This is a genomic window from Citrobacter portucalensis (assembly GCF_023374935.1).
In the GTDB taxonomy this organism is placed as follows: domain Bacteria; phylum Pseudomonadota; class Gammaproteobacteria; order Enterobacterales; family Enterobacteriaceae; genus Citrobacter; species Citrobacter portucalensis.
In genome coordinates this window covers 2,948,590-2,970,541 of sequence record NZ_CP092466.1, presented here as the reverse complement: position 1 = coordinate 2,970,541, position 21,952 = coordinate 2,948,590, and the positions used below count along the sequence as shown (strand labels likewise).

At 50.4% G+C, this 21,952-nt stretch carries 21 protein-coding genes and 1 pseudogene; 15 read left to right on the top strand and 7 right to left on the bottom strand.

From position 1 onward, the window contains the following. The first annotated feature begins 89 nt into the window (after window positions 1-89). From LY264_RS14455 to LY264_RS14445, 3 genes are all read left to right on the top strand, one after another. A complete protein-coding gene (locus LY264_RS14455; protein WP_048214371.1) occupies window positions 90-332 on the top strand; it encodes a hypothetical protein in 243 nt (80 codons plus the stop codon). Between the two features lie 10 nt (window positions 333-342). After that, window positions 343-693 carry a hypothetical protein gene (locus LY264_RS14450; RefSeq protein WP_048226808.1) on the top strand — a complete coding sequence of 117 codons (351 nt, stop codon included), beginning with the start codon at window positions 343-345 and terminating at the stop codon, window positions 691-693. A gap of 179 nt (window positions 694-872) precedes the next feature. After that, window positions 873-1,727: an aldo/keto reductase gene (locus tag LY264_RS14445; RefSeq protein WP_048214369.1), complete on the top strand. Its 855-nt coding sequence runs from the start codon at window positions 873-875 to the stop codon at window positions 1,725-1,727. 473 nt (window positions 1,728-2,200) lie between these two features. Here the strand turns inward: LY264_RS14445 and LY264_RS14440 are convergent, their stop codons facing one another. Together LY264_RS14440 and gapA are read right to left on the bottom strand one after the other, a co-directional pair. Beyond that, window positions 2,201-3,085, bottom strand: coding sequence for a D-hexose-6-phosphate mutarotase (locus tag LY264_RS14440; RefSeq protein WP_048226806.1), 885 nt, complete (start codon window positions 3,083-3,085; stop codon window positions 2,201-2,203). A 72-nt stretch (window positions 3,086-3,157) separates the two neighbouring features. Continuing rightward, on the bottom strand, window positions 3,158-4,153 hold the full coding sequence (gene gapA, locus LY264_RS14435) for a glyceraldehyde-3-phosphate dehydrogenase (protein ID WP_003030697.1): 996 nt from the start codon (window positions 4,151-4,153) through the stop codon (window positions 3,158-3,160). A 341-nt stretch (window positions 4,154-4,494) separates the two neighbouring features. Between gapA and msrB the strand changes: the two genes are divergently transcribed. Continuing rightward, window positions 4,495-4,908 carry a peptide-methionine (R)-S-oxide reductase MsrB gene (gene msrB, locus LY264_RS14430; protein WP_003832475.1) on the top strand — a complete coding sequence of 138 codons (414 nt, stop codon included), beginning with the start codon at window positions 4,495-4,497 and terminating at the stop codon, window positions 4,906-4,908. 42 nt (window positions 4,909-4,950) lie between these two features. After that, the gene (locus tag LY264_RS14425; RefSeq protein WP_003030693.1) at window positions 4,951-5,226 is read left to right on the top strand and encodes a YeaC family protein; all 276 of its coding nucleotides are present in this window, start codon (window positions 4,951-4,953) and stop codon (window positions 5,224-5,226) included. Between the two features lie 44 nt (window positions 5,227-5,270). Here the strand turns inward: LY264_RS14425 and yajD are convergent, their stop codons facing one another. Both yajD and chiD read right to left on the bottom strand, forming a co-directional pair. Beyond that, a complete protein-coding gene (yajD, locus tag LY264_RS14420) occupies window positions 5,271-5,615 on the bottom strand; it encodes an HNH nuclease YajD (protein WP_003832478.1) in 345 nt (114 codons plus the stop codon). Window positions 5,616-5,708: 93 nt separating this feature from the next. Next, window positions 5,709-6,961, bottom strand: a pseudogene (gene chiD, locus LY264_RS14415) (chitinase ChiD). A gap of 296 nt (window positions 6,962-7,257) precedes the next feature. Here chiD and LY264_RS14410 point away from each other — a divergent pair. From LY264_RS14410 to LY264_RS14375, 8 genes are all read left to right on the top strand, one after another. After that, window positions 7,258-8,334 carry a zinc-binding dehydrogenase gene (locus LY264_RS14410; protein WP_048214366.1) on the top strand — a complete coding sequence of 359 codons (1,077 nt, stop codon included), beginning with the start codon at window positions 7,258-7,260 and terminating at the stop codon, window positions 8,332-8,334. 27 nt (window positions 8,335-8,361) lie between these two features. Next, window positions 8,362-9,741, top strand: coding sequence for an MFS transporter (locus tag LY264_RS14405; RefSeq protein WP_048226802.1), 1,380 nt, complete (start codon window positions 8,362-8,364; stop codon window positions 9,739-9,741). A gap of 18 nt (window positions 9,742-9,759) precedes the next feature. Beyond that, entirely contained in the window at window positions 9,760-10,803 is a 1,044-nt protein-coding gene (locus LY264_RS14400) for an NAD(P)-dependent alcohol dehydrogenase (protein WP_048226800.1), read from the top strand. A 24-nt stretch (window positions 10,804-10,827) separates the two neighbouring features. Further along, window positions 10,828-11,664 carry a ketose-bisphosphate aldolase gene (locus tag LY264_RS14395; RefSeq protein WP_003832486.1) on the top strand — a complete coding sequence of 279 codons (837 nt, stop codon included), beginning with the start codon at window positions 10,828-10,830 and terminating at the stop codon, window positions 11,662-11,664. Between the two features lie 4 nt (window positions 11,665-11,668). Beyond that, window positions 11,669-12,616, top strand: coding sequence for a carbohydrate kinase family protein (locus LY264_RS14390; RefSeq protein WP_048226798.1), 948 nt, complete (start codon window positions 11,669-11,671; stop codon window positions 12,614-12,616). Between the two features lie 9 nt (window positions 12,617-12,625). Next, complete coding sequence (gene ydjG / locus LY264_RS14385) at window positions 12,626-13,609, top strand: NADH-dependent methylglyoxal reductase (RefSeq protein ID WP_048226797.1); 984 nt, start codon at window positions 12,626-12,628, stop codon at window positions 13,607-13,609. A gap of 136 nt (window positions 13,610-13,745) precedes the next feature. Continuing rightward, a complete protein-coding gene (locus LY264_RS14380) occupies window positions 13,746-14,504 on the top strand; it encodes a DeoR/GlpR family DNA-binding transcription regulator (RefSeq protein ID WP_032943120.1) in 759 nt (252 codons plus the stop codon). 140 nt (window positions 14,505-14,644) lie between these two features. After that, the gene (locus tag LY264_RS14375) at window positions 14,645-16,003 is read left to right on the top strand and encodes an MFS transporter (protein ID WP_048226795.1); all 1,359 of its coding nucleotides are present in this window, start codon (window positions 14,645-14,647) and stop codon (window positions 16,001-16,003) included. Between the two features lie 37 nt (window positions 16,004-16,040). Here LY264_RS14375 and pncA read toward each other — a convergent pair whose 3' ends face one another. Beyond that, window positions 16,041-16,679 (bottom strand): bifunctional nicotinamidase/pyrazinamidase, encoded by a 639-nt coding sequence (pncA, locus tag LY264_RS14370; RefSeq protein WP_048214360.1) that lies wholly within the window; start codon window positions 16,677-16,679, stop codon window positions 16,041-16,043. 14 nt (window positions 16,680-16,693) lie between these two features. Continuing rightward, complete coding sequence (gene ansA / locus LY264_RS14365; RefSeq protein WP_071692184.1) at window positions 16,694-17,710, bottom strand: asparaginase; 1,017 nt, start codon at window positions 17,708-17,710, stop codon at window positions 16,694-16,696. A 201-nt stretch (window positions 17,711-17,911) separates the two neighbouring features. Here ansA and LY264_RS14360 point away from each other — a divergent pair, with 201 nt between their 5' ends. Then, complete coding sequence (locus LY264_RS14360) at window positions 17,912-18,832, top strand: DMT family transporter (RefSeq protein WP_048226793.1); 921 nt, start codon at window positions 17,912-17,914, stop codon at window positions 18,830-18,832. Window positions 18,833-18,844: 12 nt separating this feature from the next. Then, complete coding sequence (locus tag LY264_RS14355; protein WP_053069290.1) at window positions 18,845-19,912, top strand: GlxA family transcriptional regulator; 1,068 nt, start codon at window positions 18,845-18,847, stop codon at window positions 19,910-19,912. 34 nt (window positions 19,913-19,946) lie between these two features. Here the strand turns inward: LY264_RS14355 and sppA are convergent, their stop codons facing one another. Beyond that, window positions 19,947-21,803: a signal peptide peptidase SppA gene (sppA, locus tag LY264_RS14350; RefSeq protein ID WP_048226792.1), complete on the bottom strand. Its 1,857-nt coding sequence runs from the start codon at window positions 21,801-21,803 to the stop codon at window positions 19,947-19,949. Window positions 21,804-21,952: the final 149 nt, after the last annotated feature.

Genomic DNA, 21,952 nt, shown 5'->3' with positions numbered 1-21,952 from the left:
CATTAAACTTTAAAAGTAGTGATAGCAACTCTCGTGGTAAGGCCTTAAATATGCCATGGGGATATCTTGAGTAAAACCTGGTATAAATAATGAAAAAGTTAATCATGATAGCTGTGATGGGCGGGATCCTGGCTGGATGCACCAGCGAGGCTTCACGCATGAGTGCATGCGAAAGTAAAGGGATCAGCCGCGATGCCTGCTACATCGCCGAACAAAACCGTCAGGCGACAATCAATGCCGCGGCTGAAAAACAGGCCCTGGAAAACGCGCAAAATCTGTATAGCTCTGATGGCACCCATTCCGACCATCACCACAAACACGATAAATACTAAGGTTTAACTCATGAAGAAATTGATTATTATCGCTGCGCTGGTGGCTTCATCTGCTGCGCCTGCTTATGCTATCAGCGAAGCATATCGTCAGCAATTACAGCATGAACACAAAACTCAGGTCAGCGATGCTAATGCCCCGGTGCACGCCAGCAAAACCACACCCGTGCATGTGAATAAACTGGGCGTGGACTTTAAACGTGGTGCTGATGGTATTGCATATATTAATGGCAGCCCTGCGGCAAACGATGAAAACAATGCGGATGCACAATCCTACAGTGCGGGTTTGATTTCCGTCATCGTCTATAAAAATGGAAAAATTAACGCCATGAAAGAAGGTAAATATTTAGGTCGGTTGAAATAAGCGCTGTACAGCTATAATTATTCATTATTTCGGCCCGGGACTGCATCAGAGCCTGGGCCTTTTACTTTAATCGCATCAACGGGCGACACGCCAATCCATGATGGTGCAATTTGTGCACCCTAACAGGACACATGCACGTTGTTTTGCTTTACTGTGGTGCATTAACACAGGAGGGTGCGATGACAGCGAAACAGGTGACGTTTACAAACCAGGTATCGCTTCCTGCTATTGGGCAGGGAACATGGTACATGGGCGAGGATCCAAGCCGACGCCGGGATGAAGTGTCTGCGCTGCAGGCCGGACTGGATCTCGGCCTGCGATTGATTGATACCGCAGAAATGTACGCTGATGGTGCAGCGGAAGAGGTGGTGGGTGAAGCATTAACGGGACGGCGTGATAGCGCTTTTTTAGTCTCGAAAGTTTACCCATGGAATGCCGGTGGACAGAACGCCATTGCCGCCTGCGAAGCGAGCCTGCGTCGACTGAAAACTGATTATCTGGATCTCTATTTGCTGCACTGGATGGGCGATTTTTCATTTGCAGAGACCATCGATGCCATGGAAACACTGATTGCGCAGGGGAAAATCCGCCGTTGGGGCGTCTCAAATCTCGATTATGATGATATGCAGGCGTTATGGCAGGTTCCCGGTGGACGGGAGTGCGCAACTAACCAGGTGCTTTATCATTTAGCCTCGCGCGGTATTGAATATGATTTACTGCCGTGGTGCCAGCAGCAGCAGATGCCGGTCATGGCATACAGTCCGCTGGCCCAGGCGGGACGACTGCGTGGCGATTTGCTTTCTAACTCTGTGGTGAATGACATCGCGCACGCGCACAATGTTAGCGCTGCGCAGATTTTGCTGGCATGGGTGATTCATCAGTCGGGTGTAATAGCCATTCCGAAAGCCGCAAGCGTAGCGCATGTCGAACAAAATGCCGCCGCGCTGGAGATAACGCTCTCTGTAGATGAGTTGAAGCAGTTAGATAAGGCGTATCCGGCGCCAAAAGGTAAAACCGCGCTGGATATGGCCTGATTTGCCAAATGCCGATGTTCCCGCAGCTTATCAGGCCTACGGCTGCGTGTAGTTTGTAGGCCGGATAAGGCGTTGGCAGCATCTAGGCATGGTGCGCGGAACTGCCTGATGGCGCTGTGCTTATCAGGCCTACGGCTGTATGTAGTTTGTAGGCCGGATAAGGCATTAGCCGCATCCGGCATGGTGCGCGGAACTGCCTGATGGCGCAGCGCTTATCAGACCTACGGCTGTATGTAGTTTGTAGGCCGGATAAGGCATTAGCCGCATCCGGCACGGTGCGCGGAACTGCCTGATGGCGCTGTGCTTATCAGGCCTGCGGCTGTATGTAGTTTGTAGGCCGGATAAGGCGTCAGCCGCATCCGGCACGGTGCGCGGAACTGCCTGATGCGCTGAGCTTATCAGGCCTGCGGCTGCGTGTAGTTTGTAGGCCGGATAAGGCGTCAGCCGCATCCGGCATGGTGCGCAGAGCTGTGTTAGCGTTTAGCTACACGAATAGTCTGCGCGAGGCGAGATGGTTTTTCTTCGGTGGTTTTCTGCGGAGCGGTCGCGTAAGCCGTTTCTACACAAACAAACGTTTTGTAGCCATCATCCGGCATGTCGCCCATGCTGACGGACAGCGCCGGGCCAGGGTTCCAGCCCACGACATTCAGATGGTGGTGGTGGACAACATCTATATTGCGATTCAACGCATCATCATGAATCACGCTGCACGCTTCCGGATTCAGATAGACACGATCGGTGCGGTCCGGGAAGGTCTGGATACCATCAGCCAGCACATCTTCTTTAGCATCATTCACTTTATCGATCAGGCGATCGCCAAGACCACTGACTTTCACTGCCGCAATGTCACCAACGTTGAAATAGGTATGCAGTGCCGAGGTGGTTTCAAACTCACCATGAGCTTCCAGCTCCATTTCACAGGTGGCTCCCACTTTGAAGCGAGCCAGCAGACAGAACTCGTGCGACCAAAGCTGACGCGTTTCAGCGTTGCTCTGCAGTTCAAACGTCAGCACCACGCCATTGTCGTCTTCGTTGTGCGCTTTCAGCGTCCATGGCAGGTTGCGGGCAAAACCATGCGAGGGCAGGCCCTCCTTAGCAGCCGGACCAAACCACGGCCAGCAAATTGGTACGCCGCCACGCAGCGCTACGCCGGTTTTAAACGGGGTATTATTACTTAACCACAGGACTTCCTCTTCACCATTTGGTTTCCAGGAAAGAAGATGTGCGCCCTGCAGCGCGAAAGAAGCTTTAACCTGTGGGTGATCGACAACAAGAACCTCAAGCTCATCAAGCTGACGGCGGGAGAGGACAGGGGTAATTTGTTCGATTACCGGAAGTGCAAAAATTTTATTAATCATTACGCAATCCTTTCTTCAGGCAAAAAAAAGAGCGACCGGAGTCGCTCTTACAGATTACTGTTTCATCTCAACTTATTTGGAGATGTGAGCAATCAGGTCCAGAACTTTGTTGGAGTAGCCGGTTTCGTTGTCGTACCAGGATACCAGTTTCACGAAGTTGTCGTTCAGTGCGATACCAGCTTTAGCATCGAACACGGAAGTGCAAACTTCACCGTTGAAATCGGTAGATACTACGTCGTCTTCGGTGTAACCCAGAACGCCTTTCATCGGGCCTTCGGAAGCAGCTTTGATTGCTTTCTTAATTTCTTCGTAAGAAGCAGCTTTTTCCAGACGAACGGTCAGGTCAACAACGGATACGTTCGGGGTAGGAACGCGGAACGCCATACCAGTCAGTTTGCCGTTCAGTTCTGGCAGTACTTTACCTACAGCTTTAGCTGCACCGGTAGAGGACGGGATGATGTTCTGGGATGCGCCGCGGCCGCCGCGCCAGTCTTTGTGAGACGGGCCATCAACGGTTTTCTGAGTAGCGGTGGTCGCGTGAACAGTAGTCATCAGACCTTCGATGATGCCGAAGTTGTCGTTGATAACTTTAGCCAGCGGAGCCAGGCAGTTAGTGGTGCAGGAAGCGTTAGAAACGATGTCCTGACCTTCGTATTTGTCAAAGTTAGCGCCTTTAACAAACATCGGAGTGTTATCTTTGGACGGACCAGTCAGAACCACTTTTTTCGCGCCAGCAGTGATGTGCTTACGAGCGGTTTCATCTGTCAGGAACAGGCCAGTAGCTTCAGCTACTACGTCAACACCAACTTCGTCCCATTTCAGGTTAGCCGGATCACGTTCAGCGGTAACACGGATTTTTTTACCGTTTACGATCAGATGACCGTCTTTCACTTCAACGGTACCGTTGAAACGGCCGTGAGTGGAGTCATATTTCAGCATGTAAGCCATGTAGTCAGCGTCTAACAGGTCGTTGATTGCAACGATCTCGATGTCAGAGCGTTCTTGAGCAGCACGGAAAACAATGCGACCGATACGGCCAAAACCGTTGATACCTACTTTGATAGTCATATATTCCACCAGCTATTTGTTAGTGAATAAAAGGTTGCCTGTAAAATTACAAAAACCTTACGCAGCGTCAAGCGGAATCGTGTCAATCATTGCGACAAATCAATCTGCTGCCTAAGCTTTGCGCAACTGACTCGCCTCACTCTTCCTTTGGGCTTGAAACCACATGGGGTCGGCGGCCCGAATTTTAAAGGGCAATCAAGATAAAAACGTGATTTTGATCACGAATTGCAGGCTGCCATTTCGCAAGGATCAAGTTTAGAACAAAAGTTCGCACTCCGGTGTTAATGTTTTGTTAGAATCTGTCTCGCGATGTGAGTTTAGATAAAGTGAGATGTGAGCAAATGGCTAATCAACCTTCTCCAGAAGAACTGAAAAAAAATTTAACCGAAATGCAGTTCTACGTAACGCAGAATCACGGGACAGAACCGCCATTTACCGGACGTTTGCTACATAACAAACGTGACGGCATCTACCACTGTTTGATCTGCGACAATCCGCTATTTCGTTCCGAGACAAAATATGACTCTGGCTGCGGCTGGCCCAGCTTTTACGAGCCTGTAAGCGATGAGGCTATCCGTTACATAAAAGATACGTCACACGGCATGCAGCGCATAGAAATCCGCTGCGGTAACTGTGATGCGCACCTGGGACACGTCTTCCCGGATGGTCCGAAACCTACTGGTGAACGGTACTGCGTTAACTCAGCGTCTTTGAACTTCACCGATGGTGAAAACGGTGAGCAAACCAAGGGTTGAAGAAACGATTCAGCAAATTATTCTACGGAGAGTGGATTTAACATGAATCTTGATGAGATGATCAACAGTATGACGCCGGAAGTTTATCAGCGCTTATCGACTGCCGTTGAACTCGGAAAATGGCCGGATGGCGTAGCGCTAACGGCAGAACAAAAAGAGAACAGCTTACAACTGGTGATGTTATGGCAGGCGCGAAACAATATTGACGCGCAGCATATGACGATTGATACCAACGGTGAGATGGTGATGAAGAGCAAGCAGCAGTTGAAGGTTGAGTTTGGTATTACGCCCGAACCAATTGCGACGTTTAAATCCTGATTACCCTAGCCCGGCAAACATCTGTGTCGGGCCTGTTGTTGGTATTATTTCTTGTTCATCATCGCCTTCAGATCGGCGAACGGGTTGTATTTCGCTTCACCCACGGCCTTTTGCGCATCTTCTCCTGCAACCACCGTTGAACCATACTGGTCCGCTTCCGTATATTTGGAATGCTCGTGATCGTGGCAGTACAGGCACAACATTTCCCAGTTGCTACCATCTTCCGGGTTATTCGAGTGATCGTGATCGATATGGTGTACCGTCAACTCGCGCAAATTTGAATAAACGAACTCACGGGAGCAGCGTCCGCAGACCCAGGGAAAGAGTTTAAGCGCCTTTTCCCGGTAACCGACTTCCAGACGGGCGTAATTTTTAGGGATAAAAGCCATAAAGCTCATGCCTCCAGTAAGAAATGAAGAGCTGCGCCAAAAGCTGGCGCAGCAGAATGCGCTAATCATAACCTATTGTGTCAGGCGTTGGGATCAGTGTTTGATGCCTAACGAATCGGCTAACTGCTTCGCCAACTGATTATTGTCATCTGCGCCGTACTCCCAGAACATGGCGCCTCCCAATCCTTTGCTTTTGATGTAGTCGGCTTTGATCGCCACCGAACGCGGGTTTTCATAGGAGAGGGCAAAGAGTGTTTTTCCATCTGCAGACTGCACCGACAGCCACGGCACTTTCGCTTCATCATCCCAATGTTGGCTAAAGCGTTTTTGCGGATCGTTGATCAACTTCGCCACGATATCGTTGTACTTCACGTAGGTATCTTTGCTCAGGTCGACGCCCAGTGATTTGAACAACTCAATTTGAGCTGACCCGAAATAGGGCTGGGTAGCCGGGTTTTTCTGCGCGTCAGGTTTGCTCCAGTCAATACCAGGCTCAACGGCGCGTTTTGGTACGCGTCCATAAAAGCCAATGCCCAGATTCATTTGACTCGGTTTCAGACCGGCGGCGAGGTAGTTATTGACCACAAAATCGGCGCTGTACTTATCCGCCGCGGCGACCGTCGGCCATTGCGTCGAATCATACAGGTTCGAGTTGAAATACTGGGTGCCGTAAGCCATGTCATAGGTCATCAGGTTGATGTAATCGAGCGATGGTGCAATGGCTTTTACATCCACCCAGTTTTTCGGACTTTCTGCATTTGCGCCCACGGCGATGGTCAGCAGTTTTTTATGCCCCAATGCGGCGCGCAGTTCTGTTAGCAGCGCGGTAAAGTTAGCGCGGTCAGCCGGTTGGCTTTCGACCAGTCCCCAGGCGCCGTTAACCGGATATTCCCAGTCGAGGTCGATGCCATCCAGACCATATTTCGCAATTATCTCCTGCGCAGACTGAATAAACACCGCGCGTGTTTCCTTCGTGGCTGCGCGCCAGAGAATCCACGCGCTCCCCAACCGCCGACGGAAAGCAAAACTTTCAGGTTTGGATTTTGTTTACGCAGCTGTGGAATTTTCAGCAAATCATCCTGCACTTTCTGTGAAAGCCAAATCTGATGCAGTTTGCTGGCGTCTTTTAAGGCGTCATTGGTCTCGTCTTTTTCGTTGTTGTAGACAAGGCCAAACGAATAGTTGAGATGGGTTATCTGACGAACATCCAGTTTATTGATGTCGCCACCGGGACCGGCAGTGACGTCGCCGCCACCATTAAAGTAGCCAACTGACATCAGTGAACTGGCGGAAACAACGCTGGCGCAGAGCAGGGGTAATGCTGCCAACAAAGGCAATAGTTTCATCGGTGTTCCTCTTTGACATTTAAACAAGCAAACACGCCACGGAAATGGCGTGGCGAAAAAAACAGCACCCGCAGGTTAACAGTTTCATAACAGGAAAAATGCGAAGGGGTTCACGCCATTTTAGCGAAGCGGCAGCCACGTTCACTTGGGTTTCAGTTCATCTTTGCATTTATTTGTGATCTTGGTTGTGAAATACAGATCAAAATCTGTGTTTTAAAGATTTGGTGTTGACCTCAAAAATTATATGGATAAGTATGATGGTCACTGATGCAAAACTAAACACAAAGGAAAATTCCATGAAAGCACTGGCGAGATTTGGCAAGGCCTTTGGCGGCTACAAGATGATTGATGTTCCGGAACCGGTATGTGGTCCGGATGACGTTGTGATTGAAATTAAGGCTGCTGCTATCTGCGGCGCTGACATGAAACACTACAATGTCGACAGTGGATCCGAGCAGTTTAATTCGATTCGTGGTCATGAATTTGCGGGTCAAATTGTGCAGGTTGGCGACAAGGTTAAGGACTGGAAGGTGGGACAGCGAGTTGTGTCTGACAACAGCGGGCACGTTTGCGGCGTTTGTCCGGCCTGTGAACAGGGCGATTTTCTTTGTTGTACAGAAAAGGTGAATTTAGGTCTGGACAACAATACTTGGGGCGGTGGGTTTTCTAAATATTGTCTGGTCCCTGGGGAAATCCTCAAAATTCACCGCCATGCTCTGTGGGAAATCCCGGCAGGGGTAGATTATGAAGAGGCGGCTGTACTGGATCCTATCTGCAATGCCTACAAATCTATCGCTCAGCAATCCAAATTTCTTCCAGGCCAGGATGTGGTGGTCTTTGGTACCGGTCCGTTAGGACTCTTTTCTGTTCAAATGGCGCGCATTATGGGGGCCGTTAATATTGTGATGGTCGGGCTGGAAGAGGATGTTGCCGTACGCTTCCCGATCGCCAAAGAGCTGGGCGCGACAGCTGTCGTTAACGGTTCGACCGAAGATGTGGTTGCACGCTGCCAGGAAATCTGCGGTAAAGACAATCTGGGGCTGGTCATCGAATGCTCTGGTGCCAATATCGCCCTTAAACAATCAATCGAAATGCTGCGCCCGAATGGTGAAGTCGTTCGCGTCGGTATGGGCTTTAAACCTCTCGATTTCTCCATCAACGACATCACCGCGTGGAATAAAAGCATCATTGGCCATATGGCCTACGATTCCACATCCTGGCGCAACGCTATACGCCTGCTGGCCAGCGGCGCGATCAAAGTTAAACCGATGATTACTCACCGTATCGGCTTGTCTCAATGGCGCGAAGGGTTTGACGCCATGGTCGATAAAACCGCGATTAAGGTCATTATGACCTATGACTTTGATGAATAATCCCATTTATTAAAGGAAGGTTCCCGGATGGAACAGATAGCAAAACCGCACTGCGGCGCCAGGCTGGACAGGCTGCCTGACTGTCGCTGGCACTCATCGATGTTTGCCATGGTCGCCTTTGGATTACTGGTCTGCTGGAGTAATGCCGTCGGCGGATTAATTCTCGCGCAGTTAAAAGAACTTGGCTGGACCGATAATTCCACCACCGCCACGTTTTCCGCCATTACGACGGCGGGAATGTTTCTCGGCGCGCTCGGCGGCGGAATCATAGGCGATAAAATCGGGCGTAAAAATGCGTTTATCCTGTATGAAGCGATTCATATTATTGCCATGGTCATTGGGGCATTCTCACCGAATATGACCTTCCTGATCGCCTGCCGTTTTGTCATGGGGGTTGGATTAGGCGCGCTGCTGGTGACTCTGTTTGCCGGGTTCACCGAATATATGCCCGGCAGGAATCGCGGCACCTGGTCAAGCCGGGTCTCGTTTATCGGTAACTGGTCTTATCCGCTCTGTTCGCTGATCGCGATGGGATTGACGCCGTTAATCAGCGCCGAATGGAACTGGCGCGTGCAGTTGCTGATCCCGGCCGTACTGTCGCTGGTGGCGACCGTCATTGCCTGGCGTAGTTTCCCGGAGTCGCCCCGCTGGCTGGAATCCCGCGGACGCTACGCCGAAGCTGAAAAGGTGATGCGGGCCATTGAAGAAGGGGTTGTTCAGCAGACCGGCAAGCCGCTGCCGCCTGTGGTAATTGAAGATGACGGCAAAGCCCCGCGCACGGTTCCTTATTCGGCCTTATTAACGGGTGTGTTACTGAAGCGCGTTATTTTAGGTTCCTTTGTCCTGATTGCCATGAACGTTGTGCAGTACACCTTAATTAACTGGCTGCCGACCATATTTATGACTCAGGGGATTAACCTGAAAGACTCGATTGTCTTAAATACCATGAGCATGTTCGGTGCGCCGTTTGGGATTTTTATCGCCATGCTGGTGATGGATAAAATTCACAGAAAGACCATGGGGGTGGGCTTATTAGTATTAATCGCCGTGCTGGGATATATCTATTCACTGCAAACCAGCATGCTGCTGATTACGCTAATTGGTTTCTTCCTGATTACTTTTGTCTATATGTACGTTTGCTACGCCTCGGCAGTCTATGTTCCGGAAATATGGCCGACCGAAGCAAAACTTCGCGGTTCTGGTCTGGCGAATGCGGTAGGGCGTATCAGCGGTATCGCCGCGCCTTATGCGGTCGCGGTATTGCTTAACGGTTATGGCGTAACGGGGGTGTTTGTCCTGCTGGGTGCGGTCTCCATTATTGTCGCTGTCGCCATTGCTACCATCGGAATTGAAACCAAAGGCGTCTCTGTCGAAAGTCTCGGTATTGATGCAGTTACCAGCAAATAATATTGATGGGGAAATAAAATGAAAAATTCAAAAGCGATATTAAAAACACCGGGCACGATGAAAATTATTGCCGCCGATATCCCGGTACCAAAAGAGCATGAAGTACTGATCAAAATTGAATACGTAGGTATTTGCGGTTCAGATGTTCACGGTTTCGAATCAGGTCCCTTTATTCCGCCAAAAGACCCAAACCAGGAAATTGGCCTCGGACATGAATGTGCCGGTACGGTGGTGGCGGTAGGAAATCGCGTCAGTAAATTTAAACCGGGCGACCGGGTGAACATTGAACCCGGCGTGCCGTGCGGTCACTGCCGCTACTGTCTGGAGGGCAAATACAACATCTGTCCTGATGTCGACTTTATGGCCACGCAGCCTAATTATCGCGGCGCGCTAACCCACTATCTGTGCCATCCGGAGAGCTTCACTTACAAGCTGCCCGATAACATGGACACCATGGAAGGCGCGCTGGTAGAGCCTGCGGCGGTAGGGATGCATGCCGCAATGCTGGCAGACATTAAACCGGGCAAGAAAATCGTCATTTTGGGGGCGGGCTGTATTGGTTTAATGACCCTGCAAGCCTGTAAATGTTTGGGTGCTACCGACATTGCCGTTGTTGATGTCCTGGAAAAGCGCCTGGCCATGGCCGAGCAGCTTGGTGCGACGACTGTGATCAACGGGGCGAAAGAGGACACCGTTGCCCGCTGTCAGCAGTTCTCCGGCGATATGGGGGCTGACATTGTTTTTGAAACTGCCGGCTCGGCGATCACCGTTAAGCAGGCTCCGTACCTGGTGATGCGCGGCGGGAAAATCATGATCGTTGGGACGGTTCCCGGTGATTCGGCGATTAATTTCCTCAAAATTAACCGTGAAGTCTCCATTCAGACTGTTTTCCGCTACGCCAACCGCTATCCGGTCACTATTGAAGCTATTTCCTCCGGGCGTTTCGATGTCAAGTCGATGGTGACGCATATTTATGATTATGAAGATGTTCAGCGCGCGTTTGATGAGTCAGTCAACAACAAACGCGAAATTATCAAAGGCGTTATTAAAGTTAACCATTAATTTATTGAAAAGGGAGAAACAACTATGCTGGCAGATATTAAATATTGGGAAAATGATGCCCAGAATAAACATTATGCGATTGCCCACTTTAACGTGTGGAATGCGGAAATGTTAATGGGGGTGATGGATGCGGCGGAAGAGTCTAAATCGCCGGTAATTATTTCATTCGGCACCGGCTTTGTGGGTAATACATCGTTTGAAGATTTTTCGCATATGATGGTTTCGATGGCGAAAAAAGCCTCAGTGCCGGTTATTACCCATTGGGACCACGGGCGCAGTATGGAAATTATCCATAACGCCTGGACTCACGGCATGAATTCACTGATGCGCGATGCCTCCGCTTTTGATTTCGAAGAGAATATTCGCCTGACTAAAGAGGCGGTGGACTTCTTCCATCCGTTGGGTATTCCGGTTGAGGCGGAGCTGGGCCACGTGGGGAATGAAACGGTTTATGAAGAAGCGCTGGCGGGCTATCACTATACCGACCCGAGCCAGGCGGCGGAATTTGTCGAGCGTACCGGCTGCGATTCTCTGGCGGTGGCGATTGGTAACCAGCACGGCGTTTATACCTCTGAGCCGAAACTGAATTTCGATGTGGTCAAACGCGTGCGCGAAGCGGTATCCGTTCCGCTGGTGCTGCACGGCGCGTCCGGCATTAGCGATGCGGATATCAAAAAAGCCATTTCATTAGGTATTTCGAAAATCAATATTCATACCGAACTGTGCCAGGCGGCAATGGCGGCGGTGCAGGAGAACCAGAATCAGCCGTTCCTGCACGTTGAGCGTGAAGTTCGCAAAGCGGTAAAAGAGCGCGCGCTGGAGAAAATCAAACTGTTTGGCTCTGACGGTAAAGCGGAATGACAATATGGATAATATCGAGGTTATTTGTATAGGGGCGGCAATTGTTGATATTCCCTTGCAACCAGTGAGTAAAAATATCTTTGATGTTGACTCTTATCCATTAGAACGAATAGCAATGACCACGGGAGGTGACGCTATTAATGAGGCGACGATTATTTCTCGCCTTGGCCATCGCACGGCGTTAATGAGTCGGATAGGTAATGATGCAGCCGGTTATTTTATTGTCGACCACTGCCATCGGGAGAATATTGATATTAAAAGCCTGAAGCAGGATGCTGATATTGATACTTCCATTAACGTAGGTTTAGTCACCGCTGATGGTGAACGCACCTTTGTGACTAACCGTAACGGCAGTTTATGGAAACTGAATATAAACGATGTTGATTTTGACCGATTCTCGCAGGCAAAGCTGCTGTCGCTGGCGAGTATTTTTAATAGTCCGCTGCTTGATGGCCCGGCGTTAACGGATATTTTCACTCAGGCCAAAGTGCATGGATTAATTATCTGCGCCGACATGATTAAACCACGGCTTAACGAAACGCTGGACGACATCCGTGAAGCGCTGAGCTACGTGGATTATCTGTTTCCCAATTTTGAAGAGGCAAAACTGCTCACCGGGAAAGATACGCTGGATGAGATTGCCGACAGTTTCCTGAACTGTGGTGTGAAAACCGTCGTGATTAAGACCGGCAAAAGAGGCTGCTTTATCAAACGTGTCGATATGAAAATGGTAGTTCCGGCCGTGTCGGGGATTACCGCCATCGACACCATCGGCGCGGGGGATAACTTTGCTTCAGGATTTATCTCCGCGCTGCTTGAAGGCAAGCCGCTTCGCGACTGCGCGCTGTTTGCTAATGCAACGGCGGCAATATCGGTACTGAGCGTGGGTGCGACGACGGGTGTGAAGAACAGAAAGCTGGTTGAACAACTTCTTGACGAATACGAAGGGTAATAGCGGCAGATGAAAATGATTCCTTTAGGCAGTACGGATATTACGCTTTCCCGCATGGGATTAGGTACATGGGCCATTGGCGGCGGTCCGGCATGGAATGGCGATCTCGATTTGCAGATTTGTATTGATACCATTGTTGAGGCGCATCGCTGCGGTATTAATCTGATTGATACCGCGCCAGGATACAACTTTGGCAACAGTGAAGTGATAGTCGGTCAGGCGCTGAAAAAGTTACCGCGCAGCGAGGTAGTGGTTGAAACCAAATGCGGCATCGTCTGGGAGCGAACAGGCAGCCTGTTCAACAAAGTGGGCGATCGCCAGCTGTATAAAAACCTCACGCCTGAGTCGATTCGTGAGGAGGTTGATGCCAGCCTGCAAAGATTGGGTATCGACAGTATTGATATTTATATGACCCACTGGCAGTCGGTTGAACCCTGTTTTACGCCGATTGCGGAAACCGTAGACACGCTGAACACACTGAAAAAAGAGGGAAAAATCCGTTCGATTGGCGCGGCGAACGTCGATGCCGGGCATATAAGGGAGTATCTCAAACACGGTGAGCTGGATATCATCCAGGCCAAGTACAGCATTCTTGACCGGGCGCTGGAAGCTGATCTGCTGCCGCTATGCCAGCAGAATGGCATCATCGTGCAGGTATATTCACCGCTTGAGCAGGGGTTGTTGACCGGTACTATCGCCCGAGATTATGTTCCTGGCGGCGCACGGGCTAACAAGGTTTGGTTTCAGCGGGAAAATATGCTGCGGGTGATTGATATGCTAGAGCAGTGGCAGCCACTGTGTGAAAAATACCGCTGCACAATCCCTGCATTAGCTCTGGCGTGGATTTTAAAGCAAAGCGATTTGATCACCTTACTGAGTGGTGCAACCGCACCTGAACAGGTTCGCGAGAACGTCGAGGCGTTAACCATTCCCCTGACAGATAATGATTCATTATTGATGAGGCGAATGGCGGAAGCGTTGGATATAAATTAAGTTGGATAGAATTGACCTCTGTTTCTGCGTAAAAAAGTATTGAAATCTGTGATTCAGACATGTTCTTTTGAAAATAAACATAGCCTGTGAGATACTAGGGTCTTATTATTACTTTGCAGGAAACAGAGGTGTCATCGTGGCGGCAAAAGACAGGATTCAAGCCATTAAGCAAATGGTGGCTAACGATAAGAAAGTGGCGGTATCTAATTTAAGTTCAATCTTTCAGGTGACTGAGGAAACGATTCGCCGCGATCTTGAAAAACTAGAAGATGAAGGTTTTTTGACCCGAACATATGGCGGTGCAGTGCTCAATACCACCGCGTTGTCCGACAATATTCATTTTTATAAGCGTGCAAAATCTTTCTTCGAAGAAAAGCAGATTATTGCCCGTAATGCATTACCGTTTATTAAAAATAAGACCACAATGGCTGCCGACTCCAGCAGTACCGCGATGGAATTATTAAAGCTGTTGAAGGAAAGAAACGATCTGACGTTGCTTACCAATTCGGCTGAAGCATTTCATGAGTTGGCGCAGTCAGAAATTAACGTGGTTTCTACCGGCGGTGAGTTGAATAAGAATACGCTGTCGCTGCAGGGAAGAATCACCAAGGAGATTATCAGCCGTTATCATGTTGATATCATGGTGATGAGCTGCAAAGGTTTGGATATGCAGAGTGGGGCGCTTGATTCTAATGAAGCGGAAGCGGAAATCAAAAAAACCATGATCCGCCAGGCGACTGAGGTGGCCCTGTTAGTTGATCACTCAAAGTTTGACCGTAAAGCTTTCGTTCAGCTCGTGGACTTTAGCCATATTAATTACCTAATAACCAATAAGGCACCGGGTGCAGAGTGGATTGCATTTTGCAAAGAGAATAATATTCAACTCGTTTATTAGCTATAACGAGGGTTGTGTCGATATTATTTTAAGTTTGCACCTGGTAAATGCCATAAGAATCTAATGATGATGGATGGCGCGGCAAAATTTTTCTGCCGCGATCGCCATACTTTCTATTTAGCTGAATTTGAGGCATCCAGATGGAACAATGTGACCCTATCGGCGCAAGATTAGATCGCTTACCTTTATCTCGATTTCATTTTCGTATTTTTGGAATTATTAGTGTTAGTTTGTTAATAACTGGTTTTCTCAGCTATTCCGGGAATGTGGTATTAGCAAAACTAGTCAGCACAGGCTGGTCAAACAATTATCTCAATGCCGCGTTTACCTCAGCGCTGATGTTCGGTTACTTTATCGGTTCGCTAGCCGGTGGCTTTATTGGTGATTATCTCGGTCGACGCAAAGCGTTCCGCGTCAATTTGTTAATCGTCGGGGTCTCAGCCTGCGCTGCAACGTTTGTGCCCAACATGTACTGGCTTATTTTCTTCCGCTGTCTGATGGGGATTGGAATGGGGGCGCTAATTATGGTGGGCTATGCCTCATTTACAGAATTCATTCCACCCGCGGTTCGTGGGAAATGGTCTGCCCGTCTGTCATTTGTCGGCAACTGGGCACCAATGCTATCTGCGGCAATTGGCGTCGTGATTATTGCACTTTTAAGCTGGCGGGTGATGTTTCTGCTCGGCGGCATGGCAATGCTGTTGGCCTGGTATCTGTCGGGAAAATACTATATTGAATCCCCGCGTTGGCTGGCTGGCAAAGGGCAGAGAAGCGAAGCTGAAAAACATCTTATGCAGGTGGAATCGCAAATTGAGAAAGAAAAAAACATCACTTTACCATCCTGCCGGAACGAATGCTCGTCGGCGGATTTAAGCACGATAAGTGGTTCATTTTGGCTCTTGTTTAAGGGGCCAATGTTGCGCTGTACACTGGTGGCGATCACGGTGCTTATTGCAATGAATATTTCGCTCTATACCATTACGGTATGGATCCCGACGATATTTGTTAATTCGGGAATCGATGTAACGAAATCCATATTTATGACCGCGATAATTATGATTGGCGCGCCGGTTGGGATATTTATTGCCGCGTTAATTATCGATCGCTTTCCTCGGCGATTGTTTGGCTCATTCTTGTTGATTATTATCGCCTTGCTTGGGTATTTCTATTCGCTTCAAACTGAAGAGTGGGCAATTCTGAGCTACGGACTGGTGATGATTTTTTTTCTGTATATGTATGTCTGCTTTGCCTCTGCAGTTTATGTCCCGGAACTATGGCCCACGCATCTTAGATTGAGAGGATCGGGTTTTGTGAATGCGGTGGGGAGGATTGTCGCTGTGTTTACGCCTTATGGCGTCGCTATTTTGTTGACCCGCTATGGCTCGGTTACGGTCTTTATCGTGCTAGGAGCAATGTTGATGCTATGCGCGCTGATTCTTTTTTGTTTTGGCATCGAAACACGCAAAGTATCGCTGGAAGAGATTTCAGCGCTGGCCTGAGATAACGCGCCGACAGGAGTGACCCTGTCGGCATCGCTTACGGCTGGGTTTCCAGCCAGTCGTCCAACGTATACAGCGTTGCGCCCGCAGCAGCCATTTCCATAAAGGCGTTTGCACTGTCCTGGGGTTGAATATTAACGCCACGGCAGCCGTCGGTTATAACGCTGACGGTGTAGCCAAGATCGAGCGCATCCAGAACGGTGAATTTAACGCAATAGTCGGTAGCCAGACCCATGATGATGAGCTCGGCAATGCGGTGTTCGAGTAGCCATGCATTCAGCGCGGTTGCCTGACGACGACCGTTATCAAAAAAAGCACTGTAGCTGTCGACCAGCGGGTTCTCACCTTTAGTGAACGTTTGAGTTATCGCACGCTGGTTCAGCAGCGGATGCAGGGCAGCACCTTCGCTGTTTTGTACGCAATGATCGGGCCAGAACGTCTGCGCCAGACCATCAAGTTGTCCCTGGCTGTAGGGCTCGACCTGATGCTGGCTGGCAAAACTACCGTGATTAGCCGGGTGCCAGTCCAGACTGGCAACGACCGTGTCGCCGCGTATGGCACACCAGTCAATCAGGCGGTTGGCGATATCGATTGTGCTGTCACCTTGTGGGACCGCGAGGGCACCACCGGCACAAAAGTCGTTTTGTAAATCGACCAACAGTAAGGCTCGGGCCATGGGCATAGACTCCTTTAATCGTCAGGCGTGAGCTCACCACGCAGATTTTGCGTCATTGCTTCACGAATTGTCTGCGTATCCAGTCCCTGACTCAGCAAATAGTGCAGTTTGGTGAGAGTGGCTTCGACGGTCATATCCGCGCCGCCAATCACGCCAGCATGCGCCAGCGCATTCCCTGTCGCGTAGCCCCCCATGTTCACCTTGCCGGACATACACTGCGTAAGGTTCACCACCACAATGCCACGCGAGCTCGCATCTTCAAGTTCTTTCAGGAACTCTTTATTCTGCGGCGCATTGCCCACGCCGTAGGAGCGCAAAATTAATGCTTTTACCGGCTGGCGCAGGAAGTTGCGTACTACATCAGCGGAGATCCCAGGATAAATAGTGACCACGCCAATCGGTTGCGGAGTGATAGGATGGACAATCAACTCACCTGTGCCGTGAGGTGCGGGCGGTGTTCCCAGCCGACGAATGTGGATCCCGGCTTCCAGCAGTGGTGCAAGGTTGGGTGAGGCAAACGCGTCAAAACCATCAGCATGCGCTTTAGTGGTCCGGTTACCGCGAAACAGTCGGTTGTTGAAAAACAGGGTCACTTCATTGATCGGATAATTTGCTGCAACGTACAACGCATTCAGCAAATTGATTTGTCCGTCAGAACGTAGCTCTGCTAATGGGATTTGTGACCCTGTCACAATGACTGGCTTGCCCAGATTCTCCAGCATAAATGAGAGCGCCGAAGCCGTAAACGCCATGGTGTCAGTGCCGTGCAGAATGACAAAACCATCGTAATCTTCGTAGTGCGCTTTAATGTCTTCAGCAATATGCTGCCAGTCTTCTGGCGTCATGTCTGAGGAATCCATCAGCGGGACGTATTCGTGGATGGTGAAGTCTGGCATCTCTGGGCGGTGGAATTCAGGCATCAGTGCCAGCTGACGCTGGAGATGACCGGAAACAGGAATATAACCCTGTTCTGAGCGCTGCATACCAATGGTACCGCCGGTATAGGCAACGTAAATCGATTTCTTTTGCATGGGCGTCACAGGTTAAGTTGTGCATAAACAGGCGCAGTATAAAGTTCCCCCCGAAAAAATACAGTGCAAATGACGCATACCTGCCATCCGATCAATATGTCATTTATGTTCAGTGCCTTGTCCCGTTTGTTCAGTGTTGTTTTGCTCCCTCGGCCCTACAGTAGCAGCCTTCTATGGTGTGTGTTGTTGTCGAGTGCAGAAATGATCAGAAAGAGAATTGATAATGCGGCTATTTTGCTGATGGTGGTGATTTGCGGTGTCTGGGGCAGTCAGCAGGTGGCAATTAAAGCGGCTGCTGATGATATGTCACCTTTTTTGCAGGTCGGTTTGCGTTCCGCAATCGCCGCGCTGTTTATTGGATTGCTGTTTCAGCGACGAGATAATATTTTTGGCCTTCTGCGTGACCGTAATATCGCCAAAATGGGCGCAATCGTTGGATTACTGTTTGCGCTTGAATTTGTGCTGGTTTCCGTAGGGATCACGTTAACGACGGCCTCCCATATGGCGCTTTATCTGTATACTGCGCCTTTGTTTTCGGCCATTGGATTACATTTTCTTTTACCTGAAGAGCGACTGAGTCGTCTGCAATGGTGTGGGCTTGCGATCGCCTTTTTGGGCATCGCCATCGCCGTTACGATGGTTCCTCAAAATGGCAACACACAATGGAGCCTGACGGGCGATCTGTGCGGGCTTTTCGCCGGTATGGCGTGGGGGGCGTCCAGTGTGTTGATCCGCTGTAGCCGACTCGCCACTATTCCCTCGTCCTGCACACTGTTTTATCAACTGGCGACTACCGCGCTGATTTTATTGCTTATCGGACTGATGCTGGGAGAAACGACGGTACAACTGACGACTGTGTTGGTGATGAGTCTGACTTTTCAGACGGTGATTGTCGCCTTTTTAAGTTACCTGATCTGGTTTACCCTGCTGCGTTATTATCATGTCGCATCTTTGGGAACCCTGATTTTAATGACGCCAGCGATGGGAATCATTGCCGGGGTACTCTTTCTTGGTGAATCCCTGCAGCCCGCGTTTATCGCAGGCGCTCTCTTGATATTGATTGGATTGCTTTGTGTTTCATTACCCCCCAGCGCGAATTTACGCCGCCTTTCACGTTTATAACGGGAGCCTGAAGTGAAGAAAGACCTGAGAATTTTTCAGCCAGGCGAGTGGGCGGATGGAGACATCATTACGGCTATCGATGCGAGTCAGACAGAGACACCGCGCAGACCACAGTTGAATGTCGGCATTCTTCTGTGGCCGGAATTTCCTCTGCTGGCGCTGGCGGGGTTAACCGATGCGTTACGTCATGCGGCGGATATGGGGGATGATAGCCAGAAAATTCGCTGCTCCTGGCGTCTGATGAGCGCTACACCAGACCGACCAGTTCTAAGCAGTTCAGGAATGGCGATGATGCCGGATAGCGCATTCGTTGCACCGGAACAATTTGATTATGTGGTGGTGATTGGCGGCTTGCTGCGCAGTATGGCGAAAGCCGATCGGGCCGCGCGACGTTACCTGCATCTTGCGCATCAGCTCAACATTCCGCTGGTAGGTATCTGCACGGGGAGCTTTGTTCTGGCGCAAGAAGGTTTCCTCAATGGGCTGATGGCGGCGATCCATCCCTGGCATCTGAATGATTTTAAAACGCAATTTCCTCAGCTGGCTGCCCGTAGCGGTGTCGATTTTGTTGAGGAAAAAGGGATTCTGACTTGTCCGGGGGGCATTTCGACGATAGGGCTGGCAACAGAGCTTATTCGCCGCCACTGTGGTCCCGACAGGGCGACAAAAGCCATCTTCCAGATGTCCGTCCCCAACCGCATAGACAGCACGTCAGTGGCGGTCTCCAGAGCGATAGGTTTTACCCACGTGAGCGACAGTCGGTTACGCAAAGCGGTCTTTTTAATTGAGCAAGGACTGGTAAAGCCCATTTCGACCCGCTGGCTGGCCACTGAAGTCAACCTGAGTCCGCGACAGCTTACCCGGTTGTTTAACGCCGAGTTCGCCCAGTCGCCGGGAGAGTTTATCCGACGTGCGCGTTTGCGTTATGCCCACTGGCTGTTGATGAATTCTGGAGAGAGTGTCACGGAGATTGCGCTGCGTCTGGGATTTAGCGACTGTGCGCACTTTATTCGTTTGTTTAGTCGGGAGTTTGGCTGTACGCCTGGAGATTTTCGCAGTACGCGACATCAGAATGCGTAAAAAATGCTGCCCCGACAGGGGCAGCATTGGCAGGTTAGCGAACGTTGGCGCAGGTCAGGCAAAACGCATAGCGGTTTTGCGGATCGTTAAATGCTGCCAGCTTATCGCTCTCCGCTTTAACCGTACTCGCCGCAGAAGCGAGCGGCGCCGGGAGCATCGCCTGGATCGCTTCAGGCAGCATGGCACGAACGGAACCGGACATGCTGTCCATCACCATATCAACGAATGTCGGTTCGTCCTGATAATACTCAATGTGCCATTGCTTCAGTTTGGCCAGCTCAGCCGCTTTCGCCACGGCGTCATCAAAATCACCCAGACTGTCTACCAGACCGTTGGCTTTCGCATCCTGGCCGGTCCAGACGTGGCCCTGCGCGATTTTGTCAATCTGCTCAGGCGTTGTCTTACGCGCATCTGCGACCAGCGTGATAAAGCGCTTATAGCCGTTCTCGATGCTCAGTTGCATCATTTGCTGCACTTCAGGTGGTAACGCTTTGGTGATGGAGATATCCGCCAGTGGGGATGTCGCCACACCGTCGGTGTGTACACCAATGGAATCCAGACTGTTTTCCACAGTGTTGATCACGCCAAAGATCCCGATTGAACCGGTCAGCGTGCTGGGGTTCGCCACAATGTAGCTTGCTGGGGTGGAGATCCAGTACCCGCCGGATGCCGCCATGCCGCCCATGGACACGACAACCGGCTTGCCTGCCGCTTTTGCCGCAGCCAGCTCAGCGCGAATGACTTCGGAAGCGCTGACGCTGCCGCCAGGGCTGTTCACGCGCAGGACAATTGCTTTCACTTTCGGATCAAGACGCGCTTCGCGGATCTGCGCGGCAGTCGTGTCACCGCCCACATTCCCAGGGGTTTCTTCACCGTCCATAATTGCGCCATTCGCGAAGACGACGCCAATGCTGTCCCCAGTATCCGCTGGCGTTTTCAGCGAGTAATCGTAATAGCTGACGGCGCGATAATTTTTATCTGCTTTGCTCCAGCCAAATTGTTTGGTCAGCATTTTTTCGACTTCGGCGCTGGAGGCCAGTACATCCACAAGTTTGTTGTCGAGCGCATATTTCGCGGTATCACCATCGACTTTTGTCAAACCGTCCAGCATGGCCTGTGCGCCCGGGAACACCTGCTGAGCAGGGATCTGGCGGTTGGCAGCGACCGTGTCGAGATAGTTCTGCCACAGCTCGCCGATCCAGCGGCTGTCGGCCTCGCGCGCGGCAGGAGACATATCATCACGAATGAACGGTTCTACGGCAGACTTATAAGTCCCGACACGGAACACGTGCGTGGAAACTTTCAGCTTGTCGAGCAGGGACTTGTAGTACAAACCGTTGGTGGCAAAGCCGTGCAGATCAACGGAACCCTGCGGAGAGAGATAAATTTTATTGGCGAAACTGGCGAGGTAGTACTGCCCCTGGCTGAAGTTATCGCCCACGGCAAAGACCGGTTTGCCGCTGTCGCGGAATTCCCGCAGCGCTTTACCGATATACTGCATGGAAGGCTGGTCGGCCCCGGCAAAATTTTTCAGATCCATCACAATGCCGGTGATGTTGCGATCATCTTTTGCCTGGCGAATAGTATTCACGATATCGAACAGGGAGTTTTCCTGCAGACGATCGGAGCTGGCGCCAAACAGCTGACGACCAATAACGCTTAAGCGACTGGTGCTCGAAGGCTTATCGACAATCACCCCCGAGATATCCAGCAGCAGTGCGCCTCGCTCAGCGTGTTCACTGGTATTGCTGCTGCTGACCTGCATCCAGATGCCCACGCCCACCAGCACCAACAAGATGAAGAACAGGTTAAGCACAAATTCACGGACGAAATTCAGTAATCGCCATGTCCATTTAAAAAATCCGGCAATAAATCGCCACAGGGTTCGCATGTATTCTCCCTACCGATTAACAACACGCCATCCCGAAATTCCGGAGAAAGGCGATAAGATGAGGCTATCGTAATGACCCGACAGGCACTTGTCAGCAGGAATCACCGCCTGTGCTGTAACAAAATCCGCTCACGTGTTAATTTTGTGAA